This window comes from Bacillus sp. PK6-013 (genome assembly GCF_054161445.1).
This window is the reverse complement of sequence record NZ_CP096417.1, coordinates 607,010-627,615: the sequence shown is the minus strand read 5'-3', so window position 1 is coordinate 627,615 and position 20,606 is coordinate 607,010. Positions and strand designations below refer to the sequence as shown.

At 47.0% G+C, this 20,606-nt stretch carries 17 protein-coding genes and 1 pseudogene; 1 reads left to right on the top strand and 17 read right to left on the bottom strand.

All coding sequences use genetic code 11. From position 1 onward, the window contains the following. Window positions 1-7: 7 nt before the first annotated feature. Window positions 8-335 (bottom strand): annotated as a pseudogene (locus M1E03_RS03070) (DUF4870 domain-containing protein). Window positions 336-549: 214 nt separating this feature from the next. On the opposite strand from M1E03_RS03070, the gene M1E03_RS03065 reads away from it, so the two are divergent. Beyond that, complete coding sequence (locus M1E03_RS03065) at window positions 550-780, top strand: hypothetical protein (protein WP_026580162.1); 231 nt, start codon at window positions 550-552, stop codon at window positions 778-780. Here M1E03_RS03065 and M1E03_RS03060 read toward each other — a convergent pair. From M1E03_RS03060 to secA, 16 genes are all read right to left on the bottom strand, one after another. Further along, window positions 777-1,169, bottom strand: a complete 393-nt coding sequence (locus tag M1E03_RS03060) for a VOC family protein (RefSeq protein WP_197197170.1) — start codon at window positions 1,167-1,169, stop codon at window positions 777-779. The two genes, M1E03_RS03065 and M1E03_RS03060, sit on opposite strands and share 4 nt — an antisense overlap. A 141-nt stretch (window positions 1,170-1,310) precedes the next feature. After that, on the bottom strand, window positions 1,311-4,184 hold the full coding sequence (gene uvrA / locus M1E03_RS03055; RefSeq protein WP_149169322.1) for an excinuclease ABC subunit UvrA: 2,874 nt from the start codon (window positions 4,182-4,184) through the stop codon (window positions 1,311-1,313). 7 nt (window positions 4,185-4,191) lie between these two features. Next, entirely contained in the window at window positions 4,192-6,177 is a 1,986-nt protein-coding gene (gene uvrB / locus M1E03_RS03050) for an excinuclease ABC subunit UvrB (RefSeq protein WP_020453088.1), read from the bottom strand. 183 nt (window positions 6,178-6,360) lie between these two features. Further along, entirely contained in the window at window positions 6,361-6,594 is a 234-nt protein-coding gene (locus M1E03_RS03045) for a CsbA family protein (RefSeq protein ID WP_020453089.1), read from the bottom strand. A gap of 118 nt (window positions 6,595-6,712) precedes the next feature. Beyond that, complete coding sequence (locus M1E03_RS03040; RefSeq protein WP_020453090.1) at window positions 6,713-7,006, bottom strand: DUF5316 domain-containing protein; 294 nt, start codon at window positions 7,004-7,006, stop codon at window positions 6,713-6,715. A gap of 125 nt (window positions 7,007-7,131) precedes the next feature. Continuing rightward, complete coding sequence (locus M1E03_RS03035; RefSeq protein WP_079289200.1) at window positions 7,132-8,367, bottom strand: PDZ domain-containing protein; 1,236 nt, start codon at window positions 8,365-8,367, stop codon at window positions 7,132-7,134. Window positions 8,368-8,640: 273 nt separating this feature from the next. Beyond that, the gene (gene swrA / locus M1E03_RS03030; protein WP_003185659.1) at window positions 8,641-8,994 is read right to left on the bottom strand and encodes a swarming motility protein SwrAA; all 354 of its coding nucleotides are present in this window, start codon (window positions 8,992-8,994) and stop codon (window positions 8,641-8,643) included. A gap of 352 nt (window positions 8,995-9,346) precedes the next feature. Further along, window positions 9,347-10,765: a carboxy-terminal processing protease CtpB gene (gene ctpB / locus M1E03_RS03025; protein WP_458110663.1), complete on the bottom strand. Its 1,419-nt coding sequence runs from the start codon at window positions 10,763-10,765 to the stop codon at window positions 9,347-9,349. A gap of 127 nt (window positions 10,766-10,892) precedes the next feature. Next, window positions 10,893-11,951: a tartrate dehydrogenase gene (locus tag M1E03_RS03020; RefSeq protein ID WP_023856375.1), complete on the bottom strand. Its 1,059-nt coding sequence runs from the start codon at window positions 11,949-11,951 to the stop codon at window positions 10,893-10,895. Window positions 11,952-12,105: 154 nt separating this feature from the next. Next, on the bottom strand, window positions 12,106-13,356 hold the full coding sequence (locus M1E03_RS03015; protein WP_020453094.1) for a murein hydrolase activator EnvC family protein: 1,251 nt from the start codon (window positions 13,354-13,356) through the stop codon (window positions 12,106-12,108). Window positions 13,357-13,448: 92 nt separating this feature from the next. Then, on the bottom strand, window positions 13,449-14,339 hold the full coding sequence (gene ftsX / locus M1E03_RS03010) for a permease-like cell division protein FtsX (RefSeq protein ID WP_023856376.1): 891 nt from the start codon (window positions 14,337-14,339) through the stop codon (window positions 13,449-13,451). Then, the gene (gene ftsE / locus M1E03_RS03005) at window positions 14,332-15,018 is read right to left on the bottom strand and encodes a cell division ATP-binding protein FtsE (RefSeq protein WP_003185670.1); all 687 of its coding nucleotides are present in this window, start codon (window positions 15,016-15,018) and stop codon (window positions 14,332-14,334) included. Before ftsE ends, ftsX begins: the two co-directional genes overlap by 8 nt. A gap of 350 nt (window positions 15,019-15,368) precedes the next feature. Next, window positions 15,369-15,695, bottom strand: a complete 327-nt coding sequence (cccB, locus tag M1E03_RS03000) for a cytochrome c551 (RefSeq protein WP_020453096.1) — start codon at window positions 15,693-15,695, stop codon at window positions 15,369-15,371. Window positions 15,696-15,743: 48 nt separating this feature from the next. Then, complete coding sequence (locus M1E03_RS02995; RefSeq protein ID WP_020453097.1) at window positions 15,744-16,598, bottom strand: YitT family protein; 855 nt, start codon at window positions 16,596-16,598, stop codon at window positions 15,744-15,746. A gap of 202 nt (window positions 16,599-16,800) precedes the next feature. Further along, a protein-coding gene (prfB, locus tag M1E03_RS02990) for a peptide chain release factor 2 (RefSeq protein ID WP_096748347.1) occupies window positions 16,801-17,902 on the bottom strand; the annotation gives its coding sequence in 2 pieces (ribosomal slippage) (window positions 16,801-17,829 and window positions 17,831-17,902; 1,101 coding nt in all). 62 nt (window positions 17,903-17,964) lie between these two features. Then, window positions 17,965-20,490, bottom strand: a complete 2,526-nt coding sequence (secA, locus tag M1E03_RS02985) for a preprotein translocase subunit SecA (RefSeq protein WP_023856379.1) — start codon at window positions 20,488-20,490, stop codon at window positions 17,965-17,967. Between the last annotated feature and the right edge of the window lie 116 nt (window positions 20,491-20,606).

Below are 20,606 nucleotides of genomic sequence, written 5' to 3'. Positions count from 1 at the left end.
CCTTCTTTTAGGCCTGAGTTAGCATTTTAATCCCTTGAACAACGTTCCAGACCACAATAATCAAGCTGATGATCCCGAAAAAAACAAAACCTCCGACCATGAAAATGACCGCCAAATAACCGCCGTCATTAAAGATAAGCGAACCGCTGATCGCGCCTGCTGCCAATATGACTACGCTTATAAACGGAATAATATGCGAAATAAGCGAACGCATCGCATGCTTTTTCGTTTCTTGATCATCTGTTATAAAATACGCAGCGATTGGCAAAATAAGCGGGGCAAAAAAAAACGCTAAAATAACAAATTGCAGAAATCAGTGCGTTGTTTCTCGTCATGCAAAACACTCCTTATCGATGTAAAGCGTTCTTGTGAGTCTAATGTACAGTGACCTTATACTCAGTTTACGTGTATCTTGGCCTTTAGGTTTCATTTTCATTCGATCGGCGTGCGTCAAACTTCGCGAATTGATTTTTTTAGATTTTATGAATAGATTCTTTTTTTATAACCCTTTAAAATATGTGGCAAAGCCAAAGAAAAGGAGCGAGCGTTATGAAACAGAAATCGGAAGTACACGCCTCATCCGCCTCCCAGCTTCTTAGTCTGATTCAGGAACAAAAAAGGATGAATCAGGAGATCGTGAACCGATTGGAAGCGATCAACTCCGCTCCTCCGCTTTCCAGCGAAATCCGCTATTTAAAGGTTCTGCTGAACAGCAGCAGCACCCACATTTTAAACAGTATGATTGAAGCGGCCAAACACATCAGCCGAACTGAGCGTTAAACGTTCTCACGAAGTTCGTTTGATATTTCAACCAGATTTCCGTCGGGATCTCTGATATACACCGAAACGATCGGTCCTTCAGCGCCCGTCCGCTCTGCGGGGCCTTCTTCAATCTGAATGGACAGCCCTTCCAGATGACGGATCACATCATCAATGCCTGTATTTGTGATGAAACACAGGTCCAGGGAGCCGGGCACCGGGTGCTGTGCCTTCGGCTCAAATTCTTTTCCGGCCTCGTGGAGGTTTATTTTTTGCCTGCCGAATGTCAGCGCTTTTCTTCCTTCTCTAAAAGTGACCGCATCCATCCCCAACACACGGCTGTAAAATTCGCATGTCGCTTCAATGTCTTTGACCGTCAGGACCAGATGATCAATCCGATCGATCTTCATCACCCCATCCCCCTTTATGGTTTGTTTTTTACGTTATAACAGCTATTGAATAAAAGAGCAATGAAAATCTTTTGAACAAAGCTTGCCGCTGATCATTCGGCCATTGAAAAAGCTGCCGACGTGAGATCGGCAGCATGTTATTTACGGTCTGACAGCTTCTTTTTCCTGAAGCCGCTTTTTCATTCTGTTTTTGTCGCGTTCAATGATCGGTTTTAAATAATGGCCGGTATATGACCCTTCAACTTTCATGACTTCTTCGGGCGGTCCGGAGGCCACGATCGTCCCCCCGCCGTCTCCGCCTTCAGGGCCCAAATCGATCAAATAATCAGCTGCTTTTATAATATCGAGATTGTGTTCGATTACAAGCACGGTATCTCCGTTATCGACCAGGCGCTGCAGAACGGCCAAAAGCCTTGCGATATCATCGACATGCAGTCCTGTCGTCGGCTCGTCCAAGATATAGAGTGATCTTCCCGTTGAACGGCGATGAAGTTCAGATGCCAATTTGACCCGCTGCGCTTCTCCCCCGGAAAGCGTTGTAGCCGGCTGTCCGAGCGTAATATAGCCAAGCCCGACATCATAGAGGGTCTGCAGCTTGCGCTTGATTTTCGGGATGTTCTCAAAAAATTGAACGGCATTTTCGACCGTCATCTCAAGCACGTCAGAAATATTTTTACCTTTGTATGTGACCTGAAGCGTTTCACGGTTGTATCTCTTTCCGTGGCAAACCTCACAAGGAACGTATACATCGGGCAGGAAGTGCATTTCGATTTTAATAATTCCGTCGCCTTTGCAGGCTTCACAGCGCCCGCCTTTGACGTTAAAGCTGAAGCGCCCTTTTTTGTATCCTCTGACTTTCGCTTCATTCGTCTGGGCAAACACGTCACGGATGTCATCGAACACGCCGGTATATGTGGCCGGGTTTGACCTCGGCGTCCGGCCGATCGGAGACTGGTCGATGTCGATCACTTTATCGAGGTGTTCGATTCCTTTTATTTCTTTGTACTCTCCCGGTTTTGCCTTCGCCCGATGCAGCTTCTGAGCCAGCGTTTTGTGAAGAATTTCATTGACGAGTGTGCTTTTCCCTGATCCCGATACCCCGGTGACAGCTGTGAACACGCCGAGCGGAAACTTCACGGAAACATTTTTCAAGTTGTTTTCCTTTGCGCCTTTTACCTCGATAAAACGGTTGTCAGGCTTCCTTCTCTCGGCAGGAAGAGGAATGAATTTTTTCCCTGAGAGGTACTGCCCTGTCAGCGATTGATCATCGTTCATCACTTCTTCCGGTGTTCCGGCAGAGATCACTTCTCCCCCGTGTACGCCCGCGCCGGGTCCGATATCAATTAAATAGTCGGCGGCAAGCATCGTATCCTCGTCATGCTCGACGACGATCAAGGTGTTTCCGATATCCCTCATGTTTTTGAGCGTATCAATCAGGCGGTCATTATCGCGCTGATGAAGACCGATTGACGGCTCATCAAGAATGTAGAGGACACCGGTCAGCCTTGAGCCGATTTGCGTTGCAAGCCTGATCCGCTGCGCTTCTCCTCCCGACAGAGTGCCGGCTGCGCGGCTGAGCGTCAAATAGTCAAGCCCGACATTGTTCAAAAATCCAAGGCGCTCTTTAATCTCCCGCAAAATGAGGTTGGCGATCTTCATGTCTTTTTCCGAAAGTTCAAGTTCACGGAAAAATTGAAGGGCGTTAGAAACCGACATTTCGGTTATTTTGCCGATATGAAGGCCGTTTATCAGCACGGCGAGGGATTCCTTTTTCAGACGGTAGCCTTTGCATGAAGGGCACGGCTGATTGGCCATGTATTTTTCCATCAGTTCCCGAACGTAATCAGAGCTCGTTTCTTTATAGCGCCTTTCGATATTGCGGATGACGCCTTCGAACTCAATGTAGTTTTCCCGGACCTGTCCGAAGTCGTTTTCATATCTGAAATAAATCTGCTCGTCTCCGCTGCCGTAAAGGATTTTTTCAAGCTGGTGCTTCGGCAGCTCGCTGACCGGAACATCCATATCGATTCCATAATGGCTGCATACCGCTTCAAGCAGCTTCGGATAATACTGGGAGCTTTGCGGTTCCCAAGGTGCAATCGCATTCTCCTTTAGCGACAGCTCATCGTTTGGAATGACGAGCTCTACATCGACTTCCAGCTTGGACCCGAGGCCGTCGCAGCTCGGACACGCGCCGAACGGGCTGTTGAAAGAGAACATTCTCGGCTCCAGTTCACCGATTGAAAAACCGCAGTGCGGGCAGGCATGATGTTCGCTGAAAAGCAGCTCTTCCTGTCCGATCACATCGATGATCACGCGGCCTTCACCGAGGCGGAGCGCCGTTTCGAGCGAGTCTGTGAGACGGGCTGCTACCCCTTCTTTTATAACGATACGGTCGACGACAACTTCAATCGAATGCTTTTTATTCTTTTCGAGCTCGATGTCTTCTGAGAGGTCGTTCATTTCGCCGTCGATCCGGACTCTCACATAGCCTTGTTTTCTGATTTGGTCGAGCACCTTCACGTGCGAACCTTTTCTTCCCGAGACGATCGGCGCGAGCACCTGGATCTTCGTGCGCTCGGGATATTCCAAAATTCTGTCCGTCATCTGTTCGATCGTTTGCGAGGTAATTTCAATCCCGTGAACCGGACAGACCGGCTTTCCGATTCTGGCAAACAGCAGCCTGAGATAATCATAGATTTCCGTCACCGTTCCGACTGTCGACCGGGGGTTCCGGCTCGTCGTTTTCTGATCGATGCTGATCGCCGGCGACAGGCCTTCGATCGCATCGACGTCGGGTTTGTCCATCTGTCCTAAAAACTGGCGGGCATACGCGGAGAGAGACTCGACATAGCGCCGTTGCCCCTCTGCATATATCGTATCGAACGCAAGGGATGATTTCCCTGATCCCGAAAGACCTGTCAGCACGACAAGCTGGTCCCTCGGAATAGAGACATCGATATTTTTCAGGTTGTGGGCCCTTGCACCTTTCACCTCAATTCGTTTCGTTGCCATTCTCCATTCATCCTTCCGATTTTAACTCTAGGAGCAAGTCGCGAAGCTCAGCGGCACGTTCAAAGTCAAGCGCTTTTGCGGCTTCCTTCATGTCGTTTTCCATTTGAGCGATCACTTTTTCCCGCTCTTTCTTCGTCATCTTCGAAAGCTTCGGCTCCTCTTTTGCTTGATATTCTTCCTGCTCTTCAGCAGCATGAGTTGCCCGGATGACGTCCCTGATCTTTTTGTTGATCGTTTTCGGCGTAATGCCGTGTTTATCATTATAGGCCTCCTGCTGTTCGCGGCGGCGCTTCGTTTCATTGATTGCGATTTCCATTGAGTTGGTGATTTTGTCGGCATACATGATCACGCGGCCTTCGGCATTTCTGGCGGCGCGGCCGATTGTTTGAATGAGCGAACGCTCAGACCGCAAAAAGCCTTCTTTGTCTGCATCAAGGATGGCGACAAGTGAAACCTCCGGGATATCGAGTCCTTCCCTCAGCAGGTTGATGCCGATGAGAACGTCATGCTTGCCGAGGCGAAGGTCGCGGATGATCTCGATCCGCTCCAGCGTTTTAATCTCGGAATGCAGGTACGTGACCTTGATTCCGATTTCTTTCAGATAATCCGTCAAATCCTCGGACATTTTTTTCGTCAGCGTAGTGACGAGGACGCGTTCATTCCGCTCGATTCTCTGCTGGATTTCGCCGATCAGATCATCGATCTGCCCTTCAATCGGCCTTACCTCAATGATCGGATCGAGCAGCCCCGTCGGCCGGATGATCTGCTCTACCATTTCAGGCGTATGCTCAAGTTCATAAGGGCCCGGCGTAGCCGACACATACACGATGTTGTGAATGTGCTTTTCAAACTCTTCAAACCTGAGCGGACGGTTATCCAAAGCGGAAGGGAGCCTGAATCCGTGATCGACGAGAACCTGTTTCCTCGCCTGGTCTCCGTTGTACATTCCTCTGATCTGCGGCATGGTGACATGCGACTCGTCTATGACCATCAGGAAATCGTCCGGAAAGTAATCGAGCAGCGTATATGGAGTCGAACCTGCCGGACGAAGCGTCAAATGTCTTGAATAGTTTTCGATGCCCGAGCAAAAGCCCATTTCGCGCATCATTTCCAAATCGTATCTCGTCCGCTGTTCCAGACGCTGGGCTTCAAGGAGCTTGCCTTCTTCACGAAGCGCTTTAAGGCGCTCTTCCAGCTCCTCTTCAATGTTTATGATCGCTTTCTTCATCTTTTCTTCCCGCGTGACGAAGTGGGAAGCCGGGAAGATCGCGACGTGTTCCCTCTCCCCTAAAATTTCGCCTGTCAGGGCATCCACTTCCCTGATTCGTTCGATTTCGTCGCCGAAAAATTCAACCCGGATGCAGTGCTCATCCCTTGAAGCCGGGAAAATCTCGACGACATCGCCGCGCACTCTGAATGTTCCGCGCTGAAAGTCGATATCATTCCGCGCATATTGGATGTCAACGAGCTTTCTGAGCAGCTCATTTCGCTCGATTTCCATTTCCGCTCTGAGCGAGAGCACCAGTTCCCTGTATTCCTCTGGGGAACCCAAGCCGTAAATACAAGAAACACTCGCCACAATGATGACATCTTTGCGTTCAAAAAGAGCAGACGTGGCAGAGTGCCTTAATTTATCAATCTCATCGTTAATGCTGGCATCTTTTTCGATAAATGTATCAGTCTGAGGCACGTAAGCTTCAGGCTGGTAATAGTCATAATAGCTGACAAAATATTCGACTGCGTTGTTTGGGAAAAATTCCTTAAACTCGCTGTACAGCTGTCCGGCGAGCGTTTTGTTGTGGGCGATGACGAGAGTCGGTTTGTTGACTTCTTTAATCACGTTTGACATCGTAAACGTCTTTCCTGTACCGGTCGCCCCCAAAAGCGTCTGATGCTTTCTGCCTTCATTGATTCCTTTGACAAGCTGATCAATCGCTTTCGGCTGATCCCCCTGGGGCTGATAATTCGAGACTAATTCAAAGCGGTCTTTCACAAAAAAGCCTCCGTTTCTTTACGAAATCTTCCTGCTTATTATTTTAACACACCCGAAGTAAAAATACGAACTAAAGTTCGGTTTCTGTGTTTTCCCACAAAAGCCGGCCCTTCCTGATCTATCAAAAAACCCCTCCTTTTTGTCATCAAAAGCAGGGCTTTACGGCAATCATTCTTACGATTTCTATGAGTCTTCCTTCTTTTCGCCCGCCTTTTTCGCCGCATAGAGTGAACCGGCCACGAGCGAGACGATATCAAGTCCTACAATAAAAAAGGTTTCCGTATAACCTTTTAAATATGAAGCGAACAACAGCGCTGCGGTCAGCGCAATCCCGACGTAATGGTTATAGGTCACCCTTGTAAAAAACAAGACAAGCAAGAAAGGAAATATCAGTGCAAAAACGGCTTTTGTAAACACAAAAACCCTCCTCACGTTTCTTGATCTTATTCGATTATATTAAAGAACAAAGAAACGGACAAACATGGACACTCATTCATTTTGTCCATTATCATGCCGCGTTATTCGGAATCAGACGTTAAAAGGCGAAAAAGAACGAGATTCCGGCTGCCAGGAGGTTCGGCATGGCGAAAACGGCGAGTGCGTTTGCCAGTTTGCCGTTCCACTCCCTGTGCTCCTTCGTTTCCGAATCGTGATTTCCCTTGAACCGGTCACCGCTGACAAATACGCCGGAACATAAAGCAGACAGCAGAATTGCGCCTAGTCCGGCGGATCCCGAAACTTTGAAAATCAACGTCCAATCCCCGGCCGCAGCCGAAATCAATACAGCTATCAAACAAACAAAAACACCGGCGAGAAAAGCCTTTTTCATCAATCATTCTCCTTCAATCGGTTCTATCCATCATCCTAGCGGAACGTTTTGTAAAAGACAACCAAAAAGATTCCCCAAAAGGAAAAGCAAAAGCGCCCGAAAAAGCGGCGCTTTATTAACATCAATTATTCTGTTTCTTGTGAGGCGGCTGCCTCAGCGTGCTTCATCGCCGCATCCTCTTCTTTTACAAAGATGATGCCAAGCTCATGATGCTCTCCTTCATATGAAGCTCTTTGTTCAAAACGAATTTCATTGTTTAAACCGACGACTTCAAGTTTGAAGAAAGCACGGTTCTTTTGAAGCGCTTCGTAGAAGTCCGCCGCATTTTTCACTGAAATCCCGTTAACCTTCGTGATGATTTCGCCGATCTTGAGACCAAGATCGGCTGCCGGCGTGTTCGGAATAATGCCGAGCACCACGAGCCCCTGGTCTCTCTTTGAAAAATGGAAAGGGGCGGAATTATCGTTCATCCGCTGTTTCCATGATAAAAAGGCCCTTCCTGCGATCGCCGCTCCGGCGGCAAGAGCGGCAAGCGGCGTCCACCATACGCTTCCGGCCGCGAGCAGCAGAATGATAATACCAAGCACGCTGATGCGCTTCGCTGTAATTTTAATGCTTTCAATCGGAAGCGATCCTTGAACTCTTTGGCCGAAGCCGATGAAATAAGGAATCCAGAGGAGCTCAAAGCCTCCGTTAAATGACAGAACGGGCCACCACGGAACCGATGATTCGATCGCATGTCCCGGAATGAGAATGAACAACGGCAAAAGCCAGGTTCTGCCCGCAATCTGCTGGCCGATCGGGAGCCCCCTTTTGCTCATAACGATCGCAGGGGAAGTTTTGATATGTGCCGTTTTGTAGACGAGCACTCCTTCCGCTACCAACAGAAGTCCGAGCAAGACGGCAGCAGCCGGCCAATTCGCGAGGGACAGCTGCGGAAGTAATTCGTCAAGCGCTCCGAAACCGGTGTATTCGATACATAAACCGGCGACGATGCTCACGCCAAGCGTATATGCCGCTGACAGCAGACTCTGTCTGAAAGTTAAAGCTGCGGCAACGCTGACCGCCGCTATTAAAACCAGCATACCCATCGGCAGATACAGCCCTAAGCCGAACGAAACAATGGACAGCACGAGTCCCGCCAAGAGTCCTTTAGAATATGTAAACTTAAACTCGTCATAAATATCTTCAATACGCGTATGAAACGTCTTTCTTTCACGTTTGATCCGGGCATAGCCGTAAGCAAGACTCATGATCATCATAAAATAGAAGAGCGGGTGCAGAAAAAACAATCCTGCTCCTTTTAAAAGTTCAATTAAGCTTTCTTCAACTGACAAGGGAACGTTCACCGCCTCAGCCAAGCATTTCAGGCCGCCTTAAATACGGCAGCTTTTTAACGTTGGATATTTTAGGGAAACCCAGCTTGTCTAAAGCGTCGGCACGAGGAAATGACGTGCGGCCGTTCAGGCGGGATGCCTGAGCCGTCAGCCGCAGAAACTTTCGTCATGATGCTTTAACGCCGGTGCTTTTTAAGCGCATTCGTGACGACAAATGCTGGCACCTTTAGGCAAGCTGGTGCATTTTATTATTATTCTAACAAATAATAAAATGCTTGGGTATGGTAAACGTGAGGTTTATTTCTCCTGGCTCATCCAAAGCGTCACATTCGACAAAGAAAAGTCTTTCAGGTAATGATTGACTTCGACATCTAGAATATCTCCTATCAGCTGCATTGACCGCTTGATATCGGTCAGATTGATGCCGAGCCGCTTGTGGTTGTCCATCAAGTAGTTGAAATAAAGTTCCGCGCAATCCTCATTGATATCCTCCACACTTTCGACCGAAGTGTAGTTTACGAGGTATCTGCTGAACAGCATAAGCAACCCTACTGCCTTTGTAGCGGAAAACGTAACGTCTTGTGATCGAACTTTTAACTGCTCCACTAATTCATAGTATTTTTTCTCTCTCACAATACTTGCCCTTTTCAATCGTGTACCCCCATTTATTATTTATATATAAGAAAAGCGCAAGCGTCAGACGACTCCACCAACAGAGACGAAGAACGCAAACCGCGCTAACATTCTCCGCAAAAAAAATGCACACATTATAATTCTTGAAAAAGCTTTGGTTCTATTTTAAAAAGTTTTCCTTAGTTATACAACTTGCAAAAGTTACATTTTTACTGCATCTTTACATCCTTATAAAGTCTCCCATACACTTATGTTATCGGGTCAATTCTATTCATTATGAATGTTTTTTTTATGAAAAAACAAAAATTTTAGGTAAAAAGATTGAGAATTTATTTTCTGAGAATAAAAAAAGTGAGGACATCCTGTGTCCTCACTTTTTGTTAAACAGCACTTTTAATGCGGTTTGCAGCTGAAGATCGTTCTTTTCTTTCATCTTTTTCTCTTCAATCCGCAGGTTCATTGTATTTGCCGTTTTTTGGTCAATGATGCCCGTTTGTTTCAGCTTGTTTTCAGCCTGAAACGCCATGACGGCTTTTTTTGTGCCTTCACTGTAATAGCCGTCTTCCCGGCCGGGGACAAACCCGAGTCCTTTCAGCAGGTGCTGTGCCCGCTTAATTTCATTGTTGTTCATATCCGGCTTGAGAGGCTCCTTCAGCTGTACAGGCCCCACCGAGAAATATGCAGGCTGGGCGACTGGAACGGTCGGCTGAATTCCCTGCTTATGGATCCAATTCCCTTTAGGCGTCAGCCATTTATACAGCGTCAGCTTAATATTGCTTCCGTCTCCCATCGGAACCGCTTGCTGGACGGTTCCCTTTCCAAACGAAGGATCGCCCACCACGTCGTAACCCTCGGCTTCTTTTAATGCACCTGCAAGAATTTCCGACGCTGAAGCGCTGCCCTTGTCCGTAATCACGCTCACAGGATATGGTTTTTTCTCTTTTAATTTTGAGAAGTATTGTTTTTTATTTCCGTTTCTTTCGGCGATTTGTATATATGGATGATCTTTTGTCACAAAATGTTTTAAAATGTCTTCAACGCTTTGCAAGTATCCGCCCGGATTGCCTCTTACATCCAAAACGAGCCCTTTTATTCCCTTTTTCTCAAGCTTTTTCAGTTCAGCAGTAAAATCTTTTGCCGTATGTTCGGAAAAGGAAGATATTGCGATATAGCCGACAGGTTTGTCCTGTATTTTTTTAATGGAAGCAAATACCGTTTCCAGCGGAATTTCATCGCGCTTAATTGTAAATGTCAGCTGATCTTTCATGCCGGGCCGATGAACTTTCAGCGTAACCGTCGATCCCTTTTTGCCCCTGATCTTTAATACGGCGTCATTCAAATCCATTCCGGCCATGGAATCGCCGTCGATACTGATGATTTCATCGTTCGGCTTTAATCCGGCTTTCTCTGCCGGAGACTGTTTAAAAGGAGAAACGATAATGATTTTCCTGTCTTCCATTCCGATTTCTGCGCCGATTCCTTCAAAAGAGGAATCAAGGGAATCTGAAAACCGCTTTGCCGTCTGTTTATCCATATAAACCGAGTATGGGTCATTCAATGTTGAAAGCATGCCCTGTATGGCTCCTTCCAACAGCTTTTCCCTGTCGACCTGCTCTACATATTCATTTGAAATCAGGTCATATGCTTTCTCAATTTTCTCCAATTCGTTTCTGACGGCAGCCGCTGATGCTTTTGGAACGGCATCATGAAACGGAATCGGACCGGCGCCTGTTACCAAGCCGCATAACAGGCTGAGCGCAATGATGAGCCCTGCAATCTTCTGATTCATCCTATACCTCCTCTTCTGCCTGCACTATGTTTTGTTGCTTGAAGTATTATGCGCAAAAACCGCCCGTATCATGTAATCGATTTTCCATTCACAGCAAAAAAACTGCCGGATTGCCGGCAGCTTTTGCTTATATAGTCTTCACACGCTTGATGATTTCTTCTGTCACTTCATCCGTCGTACTTGAACCGCCGATATCAGGCGTCAAGTAACCGCTTTTTAGAACGTCTTCGATCACGTCAAGCAATCTGGCACCGAGTTCTTCTTCTCCAAAATGATCAAGCATCATTTTAGCCGTCCAAATTTGGCCGATCGGGTTTGCAATTCCTTTGCCGATAATATCCGGGGCAGAGCCGTGCACAGGCTCAAACATGGACGGATATTTGCCGTTTACATTGATATTGGCGGCCGGCGCCACGCCTATGCTCCCCATAATCGCCGCCCCGATATCGGTCAAAATATCACCGAATAAGTTGCTGGCAACAATGACGTCAAGCTTCTCCGGCTTCGTTACAAAAAAGGCCGACAGCGCGTCAATGTGCTGCGAATCAGCGGTAATGCCAGGGTAGTCTTTTGCCGTGTTCGCAAAGACTTCATCCCAAAAAGGCATTGAATAAACGATTCCGTTCGATTTTGTTGCGCTCGTGACATGCTTTTTCCGTTTAGCCGCCAACTCAAATGCAAAGCGCATCGCCCTCTCCGCCCCTTTTCTTGAAAAAACGGCATTTTGGATGGCGATTTCATCTTCATCTCTGAAGATTCTGCCTCCGATCGAGCTGTATTCCCCTTCACTGTTTTCCCTGACGACAAGAAGATCGAAATCTTTTGGATTGGCCAGCGGAGACTTGATTCCTTGCAAATATTTCGCAGGTCTAACATTGATGACCTGTTCAAATTCGCGGCGGATTTTAATGAGCAGCCCCCATAGGGAAATATGGTCGGGGACAAGCTTGCTGTTTCCTACCGCTCCAAGGAAGATGCTTTCGAACTCTTTCAGCTGCTCCATACCGTCATCGGGCATCATTTCCCCGTGTTCCAAATAGTACTCGCAGCTGTATGGAAACTCCGTAAACCGAAATGAGAGTCCTCCGTGAACATCAGAAACCGCTTTCAAAACTCGCTGTGCAGCAGGTACGACTTCTTTTCCTACTCCGTCACCGGGTATGCTGGCAATGTTGAATACTTTCATTAGATCATCCCCTATTCAAATAGTCGACTGTCGACAGATGTCACTTTCATTCTATACCTTGTGTTATTTTCTGACAAGAACAAATTTTGAAGCATCTCGATTTGAATAACAAAAAGCCGACTCGGTCCATTTCCGGACGAATCGGCTTTCATTTTTAAAGCGGTATATAATTGGCCGGGTCAACAGCATTGGATTTCGCGTTGTTCCAAAGGCCTTTATGAATTTCAAAGTGAAGATGCTGCCCGTAGGATTGGCCTGTATTTCCCATCGTTCCGATCACTTGTCCCTGTTCAACACGCTGGCCTGTCTGCACTTTAATCGAAGACATGTGAGCGTACACCGTCTGATATGTTTGCCCGTTGATATTATGGGTAATAAACACAACATTGCCGTAGCTGGACGAGTAATGGGCGTTATAGACCGTTCCGGCGGCTGCCGCATGAATCGGAACACCTGAACCGCGCTTGGCGATATCTACGCCGAAGTGATTCCCGAGCGAACGATTTCCGAACCCGGAAGTAAATGTGCCGGAAGCAGGACGGATGAAGCCTGAGCTGCTTGGTGCCGACGGTTTAGAAGAAGAGGCTTCCGATTGGCCGCTTGAAGCCCGGCGGCTCGCTTCAGCTTCCTGCTTTTTCCGATGCGCCTCTTCAGCTTTGATCGCTTCATCCTGACGCTTTAAAATTTCTGCTTCATTTTCGAGTGAACCAAGTTCTTCATGCGCATGATCTTTATCTTGCTTCACTTTTTTCATGACGTTTGCTTTCTCTTTTTGCTGCTTGTCGAGCGTCTTTTTTAAATCTTCCAGGTCTTTGAGCGCTTTTTCAAGGCTTTCAAGATCCTTGCTCAGCTTTGTCTCCTTTTCCTCAACAAGCTGAAGATCGCGCTTTTGCTCTTCCATCAGGTCTTTATCAGCTTCGACAATTGTCGAAACCGCACCCGCACGGCTGATGAAATCCCCAAAGCTTTTCGAGCCGAGAAGCACATCTATGTATTGAACGGAACCGCCGTTTTCCTGCATGGAGCGAACCCGGTCTTTCAATATTTTATTGCGTTTTTCAATCTTTTCTTTAAGCTTTTTGATTTGCTTTTTCAGCTCTTCAATGCTTTTCTTTGTTTGGTCGATTTCTTCGTTTTTCTTTTCCAGCTTTTCATTCGTGTTCGTCATCTGACGGTCGATTTTCTCGATCTCGCTTTTCAGGCCTGCTTCTTTTGATTCAAGCTTTGAAAGCTCCTGTTTCTTTTTCTCGAGTTTTGACTCGTTTTCAGATTTCTTGCTTTGAACGTCGCTCTTTTCTTTCTCCAAGTCTTCATAAGCTAAAGCATGGTTGCTTTTTAGGGGGATCAGCACTGCCGACGATCCGAGCACAGCGGTCAGCCCCAGCGTCATAAGCTTTCTTTTCAACCTTGGTTCCTCCTTGCCTTCAGAATCAAGGGAGCCCGGCGCTTTGCAGGCATCCCAGCTTTAAACATGATACAACCGGCGAGAGCGCCGGTTTAAACTTTTAAGAATTTGCGAATCGACATCAAGCTTCCCCATACACCGATAACGGCTCCGATCAGCACAAGGATCGCTGAAATTTGGAAGACGAACGGATTGTACGGCAAGAGCTGTATGAATGTGCCCTGAACTTTCGGAGCGATCCACTTAACGGCATGATGATACGTTCCGAGCAAAATAGCGATCGGAATGATAGAACCGCATACGCCTAAGAGCAGACCTTCAATGAAGAACGGCCAGCGAATGAACCAGTTTGTCGCGCCTACAAGTTTCATAATCTCGATTTCTTTGCGTCTTGCAAAAATCGTGATTTTGATCGTATTAGAGATTAAAAACATCGCCGTAAACAGCAGGCCGACAACCAATGCAATCCCGATTACTTTGGTGACACCGCTGATTTTAAACAGGCGGTCTACCTGCTCCTGCCCGTATGTCACCTTATAGACGTTGGTCAGCTTCTCAAGCTTCTTGGCAGCTTTCGGCGTGTCTTTTGGATCTGTGGTCTTTACGACAAATGCATCGTTCAGCGGGTTTTCCTGCTCGAACATTGCAAAGAATTTCCCGTCTTCCCCAAAGCTGTCTTTCAGGTTTTTCAGCTCTTCATCTTTAGATGAATATTTGACACTGCTGATTTCCGGTATTTTTTTTATTTCTTTTTCCAATGTATTTTTTTGGTCCTGGTTGGCCGTCAAGTCAACAAGCACTTTGACTTCGACTTCCTGTTCGGCTTTTAATGTCATATTGTATACGTTCAGCATGATGACCATGAACACGCCGACCAAGATAAGTGTAACTGTTACAGCACTGATGGATGCGAAAGTCATCCACGCGTTTCTCCCGAGAGATTTTAAGCTCTCGCGCAAATGCCGTCCGAGAGTTCTAATCATAAGAACCATACTCCCCTCTAGCTTCATCACGCACAATGACCCCGTCTTCGATTGCGATGACCCGTTTCTTCATGGTGTTTACGATTTCTTTGTTATGAGTCGCCATAACGACTGTTGTTCCGCGGTTGTTGATCTCCTCGAGCGTCTTCATGATTTCCCAAGACGTCTCAGGGTCAAGGTTTCCCGTCGGCTCGTCAGCGATCACGACATCAGGGTCGTTGACGATTGACCGTGCAATTGAAACCCGTTGCTGTTCTCCCCCGGACAGCTGATCAGGGAATTGCCTTGCTTTGTGCTTCAGCTGGACAAGATCAAGCACTTCAAGCACTTTTTTTCTGATCACCTCTGGACGCTCCCCGATGACCTCTAAAGCAAATGCAACATTTTCAAACACCGTCAGCTTTGGCAGCAGTTTAAAGTCCTGGAATACAACGCCGATTTTCCTTCTGATAAAAGGAATCTCTTTTTCTTTGAGCTGCGCCAAATTTTTATTGTTTATGACAATCTTCCCTTTGGAAGGCTTTTCTTCGCGGTAAATCATTTTAATGAAGGTTGATTTTCCTGCTCCGCTCGGTCCTACAACATAAACAAATTCCCCGGGATATATAGAGATGCTTATTCCGTTCAGCGCCGAGACCCCGTTGGAATAAGTCTTATATACATCTTTTATTTCGATCATGTAATCACCTAATCTTCTATGTTTATACGGTCATACTCTTCGAAAGGACATGTCGTTTTGTGTCCTGCTAAATTCACGGTAAATGGTATTGATCCAAGCCCTTTTTCAACAACACCCATTATACGTCAAGATTAGACAAAATGATATTACAGTTTTGTTTCAATGCCGACATAAGTTATAGGAAAAACGCAAAATCAGACAAAAAATTTGTACTTTGGGCCTTTTCTGAGATAAAAGAACTTGTTTTTCTTCGTTCTTCAATAGGTATAAAGGCCTTTTCAACAAAAAAAGAACCTTTTTCACCCGAATGTGAAGAAGGTTCTCTTCGCCTCCTGACCGGCAAGGCATTCTTATTTTTTCTCTGAAAGCCACTTCGCGACCGCTTCAGCTTCTTTTTCGTCTACAAGATTGCCAGGCATTCCGCCGCGGCCGTTGACTACAATGTCTTTAATTTCGCTTTCCTTATACTTGCCGCCAACTTCTTTCAAGCTCGGGGCGGAACCGCCGGACAAATCCTTACCATGGCAGCCTGTGCAGTTTTGCTGGTAAATCTCTTCCCCGTCCGTTGCAGTTGCTTGCCCGCCTGTGTTTTTCTCTTTGCTTTCATTGTTATTGCCCCCGCAGGCAGCCAGCACAAAAGAAACAGCCATAAACAGAGTAAACAGCTTCATTTTCATTTTTTTAAGTCAGCTCCTTTAACAAGTCAACCTTTATTATAACCTCGATTACGCGCGTTTAAAACCCTCGCCAAGCACCTCTGAAGCATCCATTGCAATGACAAATGCAGACTCATCAATGTGTTTCACGAGTTGTTTCAGCTTTGTGAACTCGGTCTGGCCGACCACGCACATCAAAATGGGCCGCTCATCATCTGTATAGCCCCCGACCGCTGATATTTTCGTAATCCCTCTGTCAATTTTATTCAGTACCGCATGTCGAACTTCCTCTTCCCGGTTGGTAATGATCATCGCCATTTTGGAACGGTTCAGCCCGACCTGGATAACATCGATGGTTTTGCTTGATATATAAACGCCAAGCATAGCATACAGTCCCTGTTCGATGTTAAAAACAAACATCGCCGACAGGACGATCGTTCCGTCGATCAGCGCCAAACATTTGCCTTGCGAAAGCCCGGTGTACTTATGAATGATTTGCGCAGCCAGCGCAGTCCCGCCTGTAGAACCCCTTCCGAGAAAGACCATCCCGATACCAACTCCGATGCCGACACCGCCGAAAATGGCGGCTAAGAGCGGATTCTCTGTCGCCGGAGCAATGTCCCGTGTCATATATACGATAAAGGGGAGAAAAACAGACCCGACAAGCGTTTTAATGCCGAATTTTCCTCCGAGTATGAGAATCCCGGCAATAAATAAAGGAATATTAAATGCCCATTGCACATAGGCAGCTTCAAAGCCGAATGATTGCAAAATGGTGCTGATGCCGCTGACTCCGCCGGCTGCAATCCGGTTGGGAAGCAGAAACATATTAAATGTCATAGCGACGACAGCTGATCCAAACAGGATATAGCCGTAGTCACGCAACACCGCAAACAATTGATGTCTCGTTTTATCCATATTCATATCTGTCATCCTCCGCACGATTCGTTACCAATCGAGAGTATAGCATTTAGCTTATTGTAAGTAAATAACAGCCAAATAACGTATTAATCGGATAAAGCGGCAGAGGGACAAAGCTTCTTACGGCTTAGGCTGAACATATCCAGGCGGATTTACCCGCAAAAAAAAAGACACATCTCACAATATGGATGTGTCTTTCTCAAATTTAGGAAAGCTTTGAACGCAAATATGCGTCGATGAAAGAGTCAATGTCTCCGTCCATAACCGCCTGCACGTTCCCCATTTCCGTGTTCGTTCTATGATCCTTCACTAGGGAATACGGATGGAAAACGTATGAGCGGATCTGGCTTCCCCAGCCGATTTCTTTTTGTTCGCCGCGAATTTCGTCAAGCTGTGCCTGCTGCTCTTCGATTCTGCGCTGATACAGCTTCGACTTCAGCATTTTCATGGCACGTTCGCGGTTTTTAATTTGTGAGCGCTCCGTTTGGCAAGTGACGATGACGCCTGTCGGCAGGTGGGTGATCCTGACGGCGGAGTCTGTCGTATTGACGTGCTGCCCGCCGGCGCCGCTTGCCCTGTACGTATCGACTTTAATATCTTCCGTACGGATCTCAATGTCGATTTCTTCGTTGAATTCAGGCATGACATCACAAGACACAAACGACGTGTGCCTGCGCCCTGATGAGTCGAACGGAGAAATTCTGACGAGCCTGTGTACGCCTTTCTCGGCTTTTAAATAGCCGTAGGCATTGTGTCCTTTGATCAGGAGAGTGACAGACTTGATTCCTGCTTCATCCCCTGGGAGGTAATCAAGGGTTTCCACCTTAAATCCGCGGCGCTCTGCCCACCTGGTGTACATTCTGAGAAGCATTGAACCCCAATCCTGTGATTCGGTGCCGCCGGCTCCCGGGTGAAGCTCAAGAATCGCATTGTTTTTATCATACGGCTCGCTTAACAATAGCTGCAGCTCAAATTCGTTAAATTGCTTTGTTAAGCTTTTCAGCTCGCTGACCAGTTCATTTTGCAGGTCTTGGTCAGGATCTTCTTTTAAAAGATCGTGTGTCATTTGCAGTTCTTCATGAGATTCGCTCAACTTGTTATACGTGTTGACATAATCTTTTAACGCATTCGCTTCATTAATGATCGTCTGCGCTTTCTGCTGATCTCCCCAAAAGTCAGGGTCAGCCATCTGCTCGTCTAATTCGCTGATTCTTGCTTCCTTTGTTTCGAGGTCAAAGAGACCCCCTGAAGTCCGCTAATCGAGTAGCCATATTTTCAAGTTCCTGTCTGATTTCTGCCAATTCCATTATTCTTTCACCTCATCATAGATTTCAGCCTGTTCAAAATAAAAAGAGGCGTGCACCTCTTTTTATTCTGTTCTTCCGCAGCAGTTTTTATATTTTTTTCCGCTCCCGCAGTAGCAAGGATCATTGCGTCCGATATCCACCGCTTTGCGGACCGGTTTTTTCTTCGCTTGTTTTTCCTCATCGCCTTCTTTCGGCTGATGGGCTGTCGTCTGTCCTTGAATGACCTCTTCGCGCTCAAGGTTGTTTTCAATTTCAGCCTTCATGACGAATTTGGCTACATCATCTTCGATGGCCGCGATCATGTTTTCAAACATTGCAAAGCCTTCCATTTGATACTCGCGAAGCGGGTTTGTCTGAGCGTAAGCGCGCAGATGAATTCCTTGACGCAGCTGATCCATCGCATCGATGTGATCCATCCATTTCGTATCCACTTCGCGGAGAACGATGACTTTCTCAAATTCGCGCATTTGTTCAGAGCCGTACCGCTCTTCTTTCTCATCGTATTTCGTCTTGATCCGGTCATAAATGAGCTCTGTGATCTCCTCAGGCTCTTTTCCGAAAATGTCGCTTTTCTCCACTCCGCCCTCATCAAGGAAATTCGCATTTACAAGCTCGACAAGGCCTTCAAGATTCCACTCTTCAGGCAGATCTTCCTTTGGCGTGTATGAAGCAACAGCCCTCTCAAGTGAAGCTTTAATCATATTTTCGACGATGGAGCGGAGGTTGTCGGAATCGATGACCTCAAAGCGCTGTTTATAGATGACCTCACGCTGCTGGCGGAGCACGTCATCGTATTGCAGAAGCTGCTTACGGGCATCAAAGTTGTTGCCTTCCACACGCTTCTGTGAAGATTCGACCGCTCTTGAAACCATCTTGCTCTGAATCGGCGTCGAATCGTCCATTCCGAAGCGGTCAAGCATCGCCATCGTCCGTTCTGCACCGAAGCGTTTCATTAATTCATCTTCCATGGAAAGATAAAATTGGGTGATACCAGGGTCCCCCTGACGGCCTGAACGTCCGCGCAGCTGGTTGTCAATCCGCCGTGATTCATGGCGCTCCGTACCGATAACGGCCAGTCCGCCAAGCTCTTTTACACCTTCGCCAAGCTTGATGTCCGTACCACGTCCCGCCATGTTGGTCGCGATGGTGACCGCGCCTTTTTGCCCGGCATCTTCGATAATCTGGGCTTCCCGCTCGTGGTTTTTCGCGTTTAACACCTGATGCGGAATGCCTTTATTTTTAAGCAGCTTTGAAATCAATTCAGATGTTTCAACCGCAACTGTACCGACAAGAACCGGCTGACCGACCATATAGCGCTGGGCGACATCCTCTGCAACAGCTTTAAATTTTCCTTCCATGGTCCGGTAAATTAAATCCGGGCGGTCATCACGGGCGATCGGCTTGTTGGTCGGAATCGTTACAACCTGCATGTTGTAGATGTTGCGGAATTCTTCTTCTTCCGTTTTTGCCGTACCCGTCATCCCTGCCAATTTTTCATACATGCGGAAATAGTTCTGGAAGGTGATCGTCGCGAGCGTCATGCTCTCATTTTGGATCTCAAGCCCTTCCTTCGCTTCAATGGCCTGGTGGAGCCCGTCGCTGTAGCGGCGGCCTTTCATCAGACGGCCTGTGAAAGAGTCGACGATAACGACCTGGCCGTCTTCGACGACGTAATCGACGTCTTTATGCATCGCCGCATGGGCTTTAAGCGCCTGGGCAATATGATGGTTTAAGGCGACATGGCGGACATCAAACAAGTTTTCGATGCCAAATGCCTTTTCTGCTTTTGTCATCCCTTCTTCAGTCAGCTGAACGCCTTTTGTTTTCACATCGTATGTGTAGTCCTGATCCACTTTTAACGTGCGGACAAACGCATTGGCCTGAACGTACAGCTTTGTGGATTTGGCCGCTTGTCCAGAAATGATGAGCGGCGTTCTTGCTTCATCGATCAAAATCGAGTCGACTTCATCGATGACTGCAAAATGAAGCGGACGCTGAACCATCTGCTCTTTATAAAGCACCATGTTGTCGCGCAAGTAGTCAAAGCCAAGCTCATTATTCGTAGAGTACGTAATATCGGCTGCATAGGCTTCACGCTTCTCGTCTTTTGAAAGGCTGTTCAGGTTTAAGCCGACTGTCAGCCCGAGAAATTCATAGATTTTTCCCATCTCTTCAGCATCGCGGCTCGCCAGGTATTCGTTGACCGTCACGATGTGAACGCCTTTCCCTGACAAAGCGTTCAAATAAACAGGCATTGTGGACGTCAGCGTTTTACCTTCCCCCGTTTTCATTTCGGCGATATTCCCTTCATGAAGGGCAACGCCTCCCATCAGCTGAACCTTAAACGGGAACATGCCTGTCACGCGCCGGGAAGCTTCCCTGACAACGGCAAACGCTTCAGTCAAAAGGTCGTCAACTGTTTCGCCTTTTTCAAGGCGCTCTTTGAACTCGATTGTCTTTTGTTTCAAAGCTTCGTCTGAAAGCCTCTCTATATCTGCCTTGAGCGCATCAATCTCGTCCGCTTTCTTTTCATAACGGCTGAGCGTGCGTTTTGTCGGATCAAACACTTTATTTAAAATTCCAAGCATAGAATAACGCTCCTCTTTATTTTCCTTGTTTAAGTATGAGTAAACAGTAATTTTTATATATGCAATATCATATCATACCTTTTGTCATTTCCAAACAATTTACCGCGGGGAAACGG

Coding starts and splice junctions, on each gene's coding strand:
- M1E03_RS03065 (WP_026580162.1), top strand. CDS start 550: ATGAAACAGAAATCGGAAGTACACGCCTCATCCGCCTCCCAGCTTCTT.
- M1E03_RS03040 (WP_020453090.1), bottom strand. CDS start 7,006: ATGAAAAAGGCTTTTCTCGCCGGTGTTTTTGTTTGTTTGATAGCTGTA.
- M1E03_RS03020 (WP_023856375.1), bottom strand. CDS start 11,951: ATGAAAGTATTCAACATTGCCAGCATACCCGGTGACGGAGTAGGAAAA.
- cccB (WP_020453096.1), bottom strand. CDS start 15,695: ATGAAAATGAAGCTGTTTACTCTGTTTATGGCTGTTTCTTTTGTGCTG.
- M1E03_RS03060 (WP_197197170.1), bottom strand. CDS start 1,169: ATGAAGATCGATCGGATTGATCATCTGGTCCTGACGGTCAAAGACATT.
- secA (WP_023856379.1), bottom strand. CDS start 20,490: ATGCTTGGAATTTTAAATAAAGTGTTTGATCCGACAAAACGCACGCTC.
- ctpB (WP_458110663.1), bottom strand. CDS start 10,765: ATGAATCAGAAGATTGCAGGGCTCATCATTGCGCTCAGCCTGTTATGC.
- M1E03_RS02995 (WP_020453097.1), bottom strand. CDS start 16,598: ATGAATATGGATAAAACGAGACATCAATTGTTTGCGGTGTTGCGTGAC.
- ftsE (WP_003185670.1), bottom strand. CDS start 15,018: ATGATCGAAATAAAAGATGTATATAAGACTTATTCCAACGGGGTCTCG.
- uvrA (WP_149169322.1), bottom strand. CDS start 4,184: ATGGCAACGAAACGAATTGAGGTGAAAGGTGCAAGGGCCCACAACCTG.
- ftsX (WP_023856376.1), bottom strand. CDS start 14,339: ATGATTAGAACTCTCGGACGGCATTTGCGCGAGAGCTTAAAATCTCTC.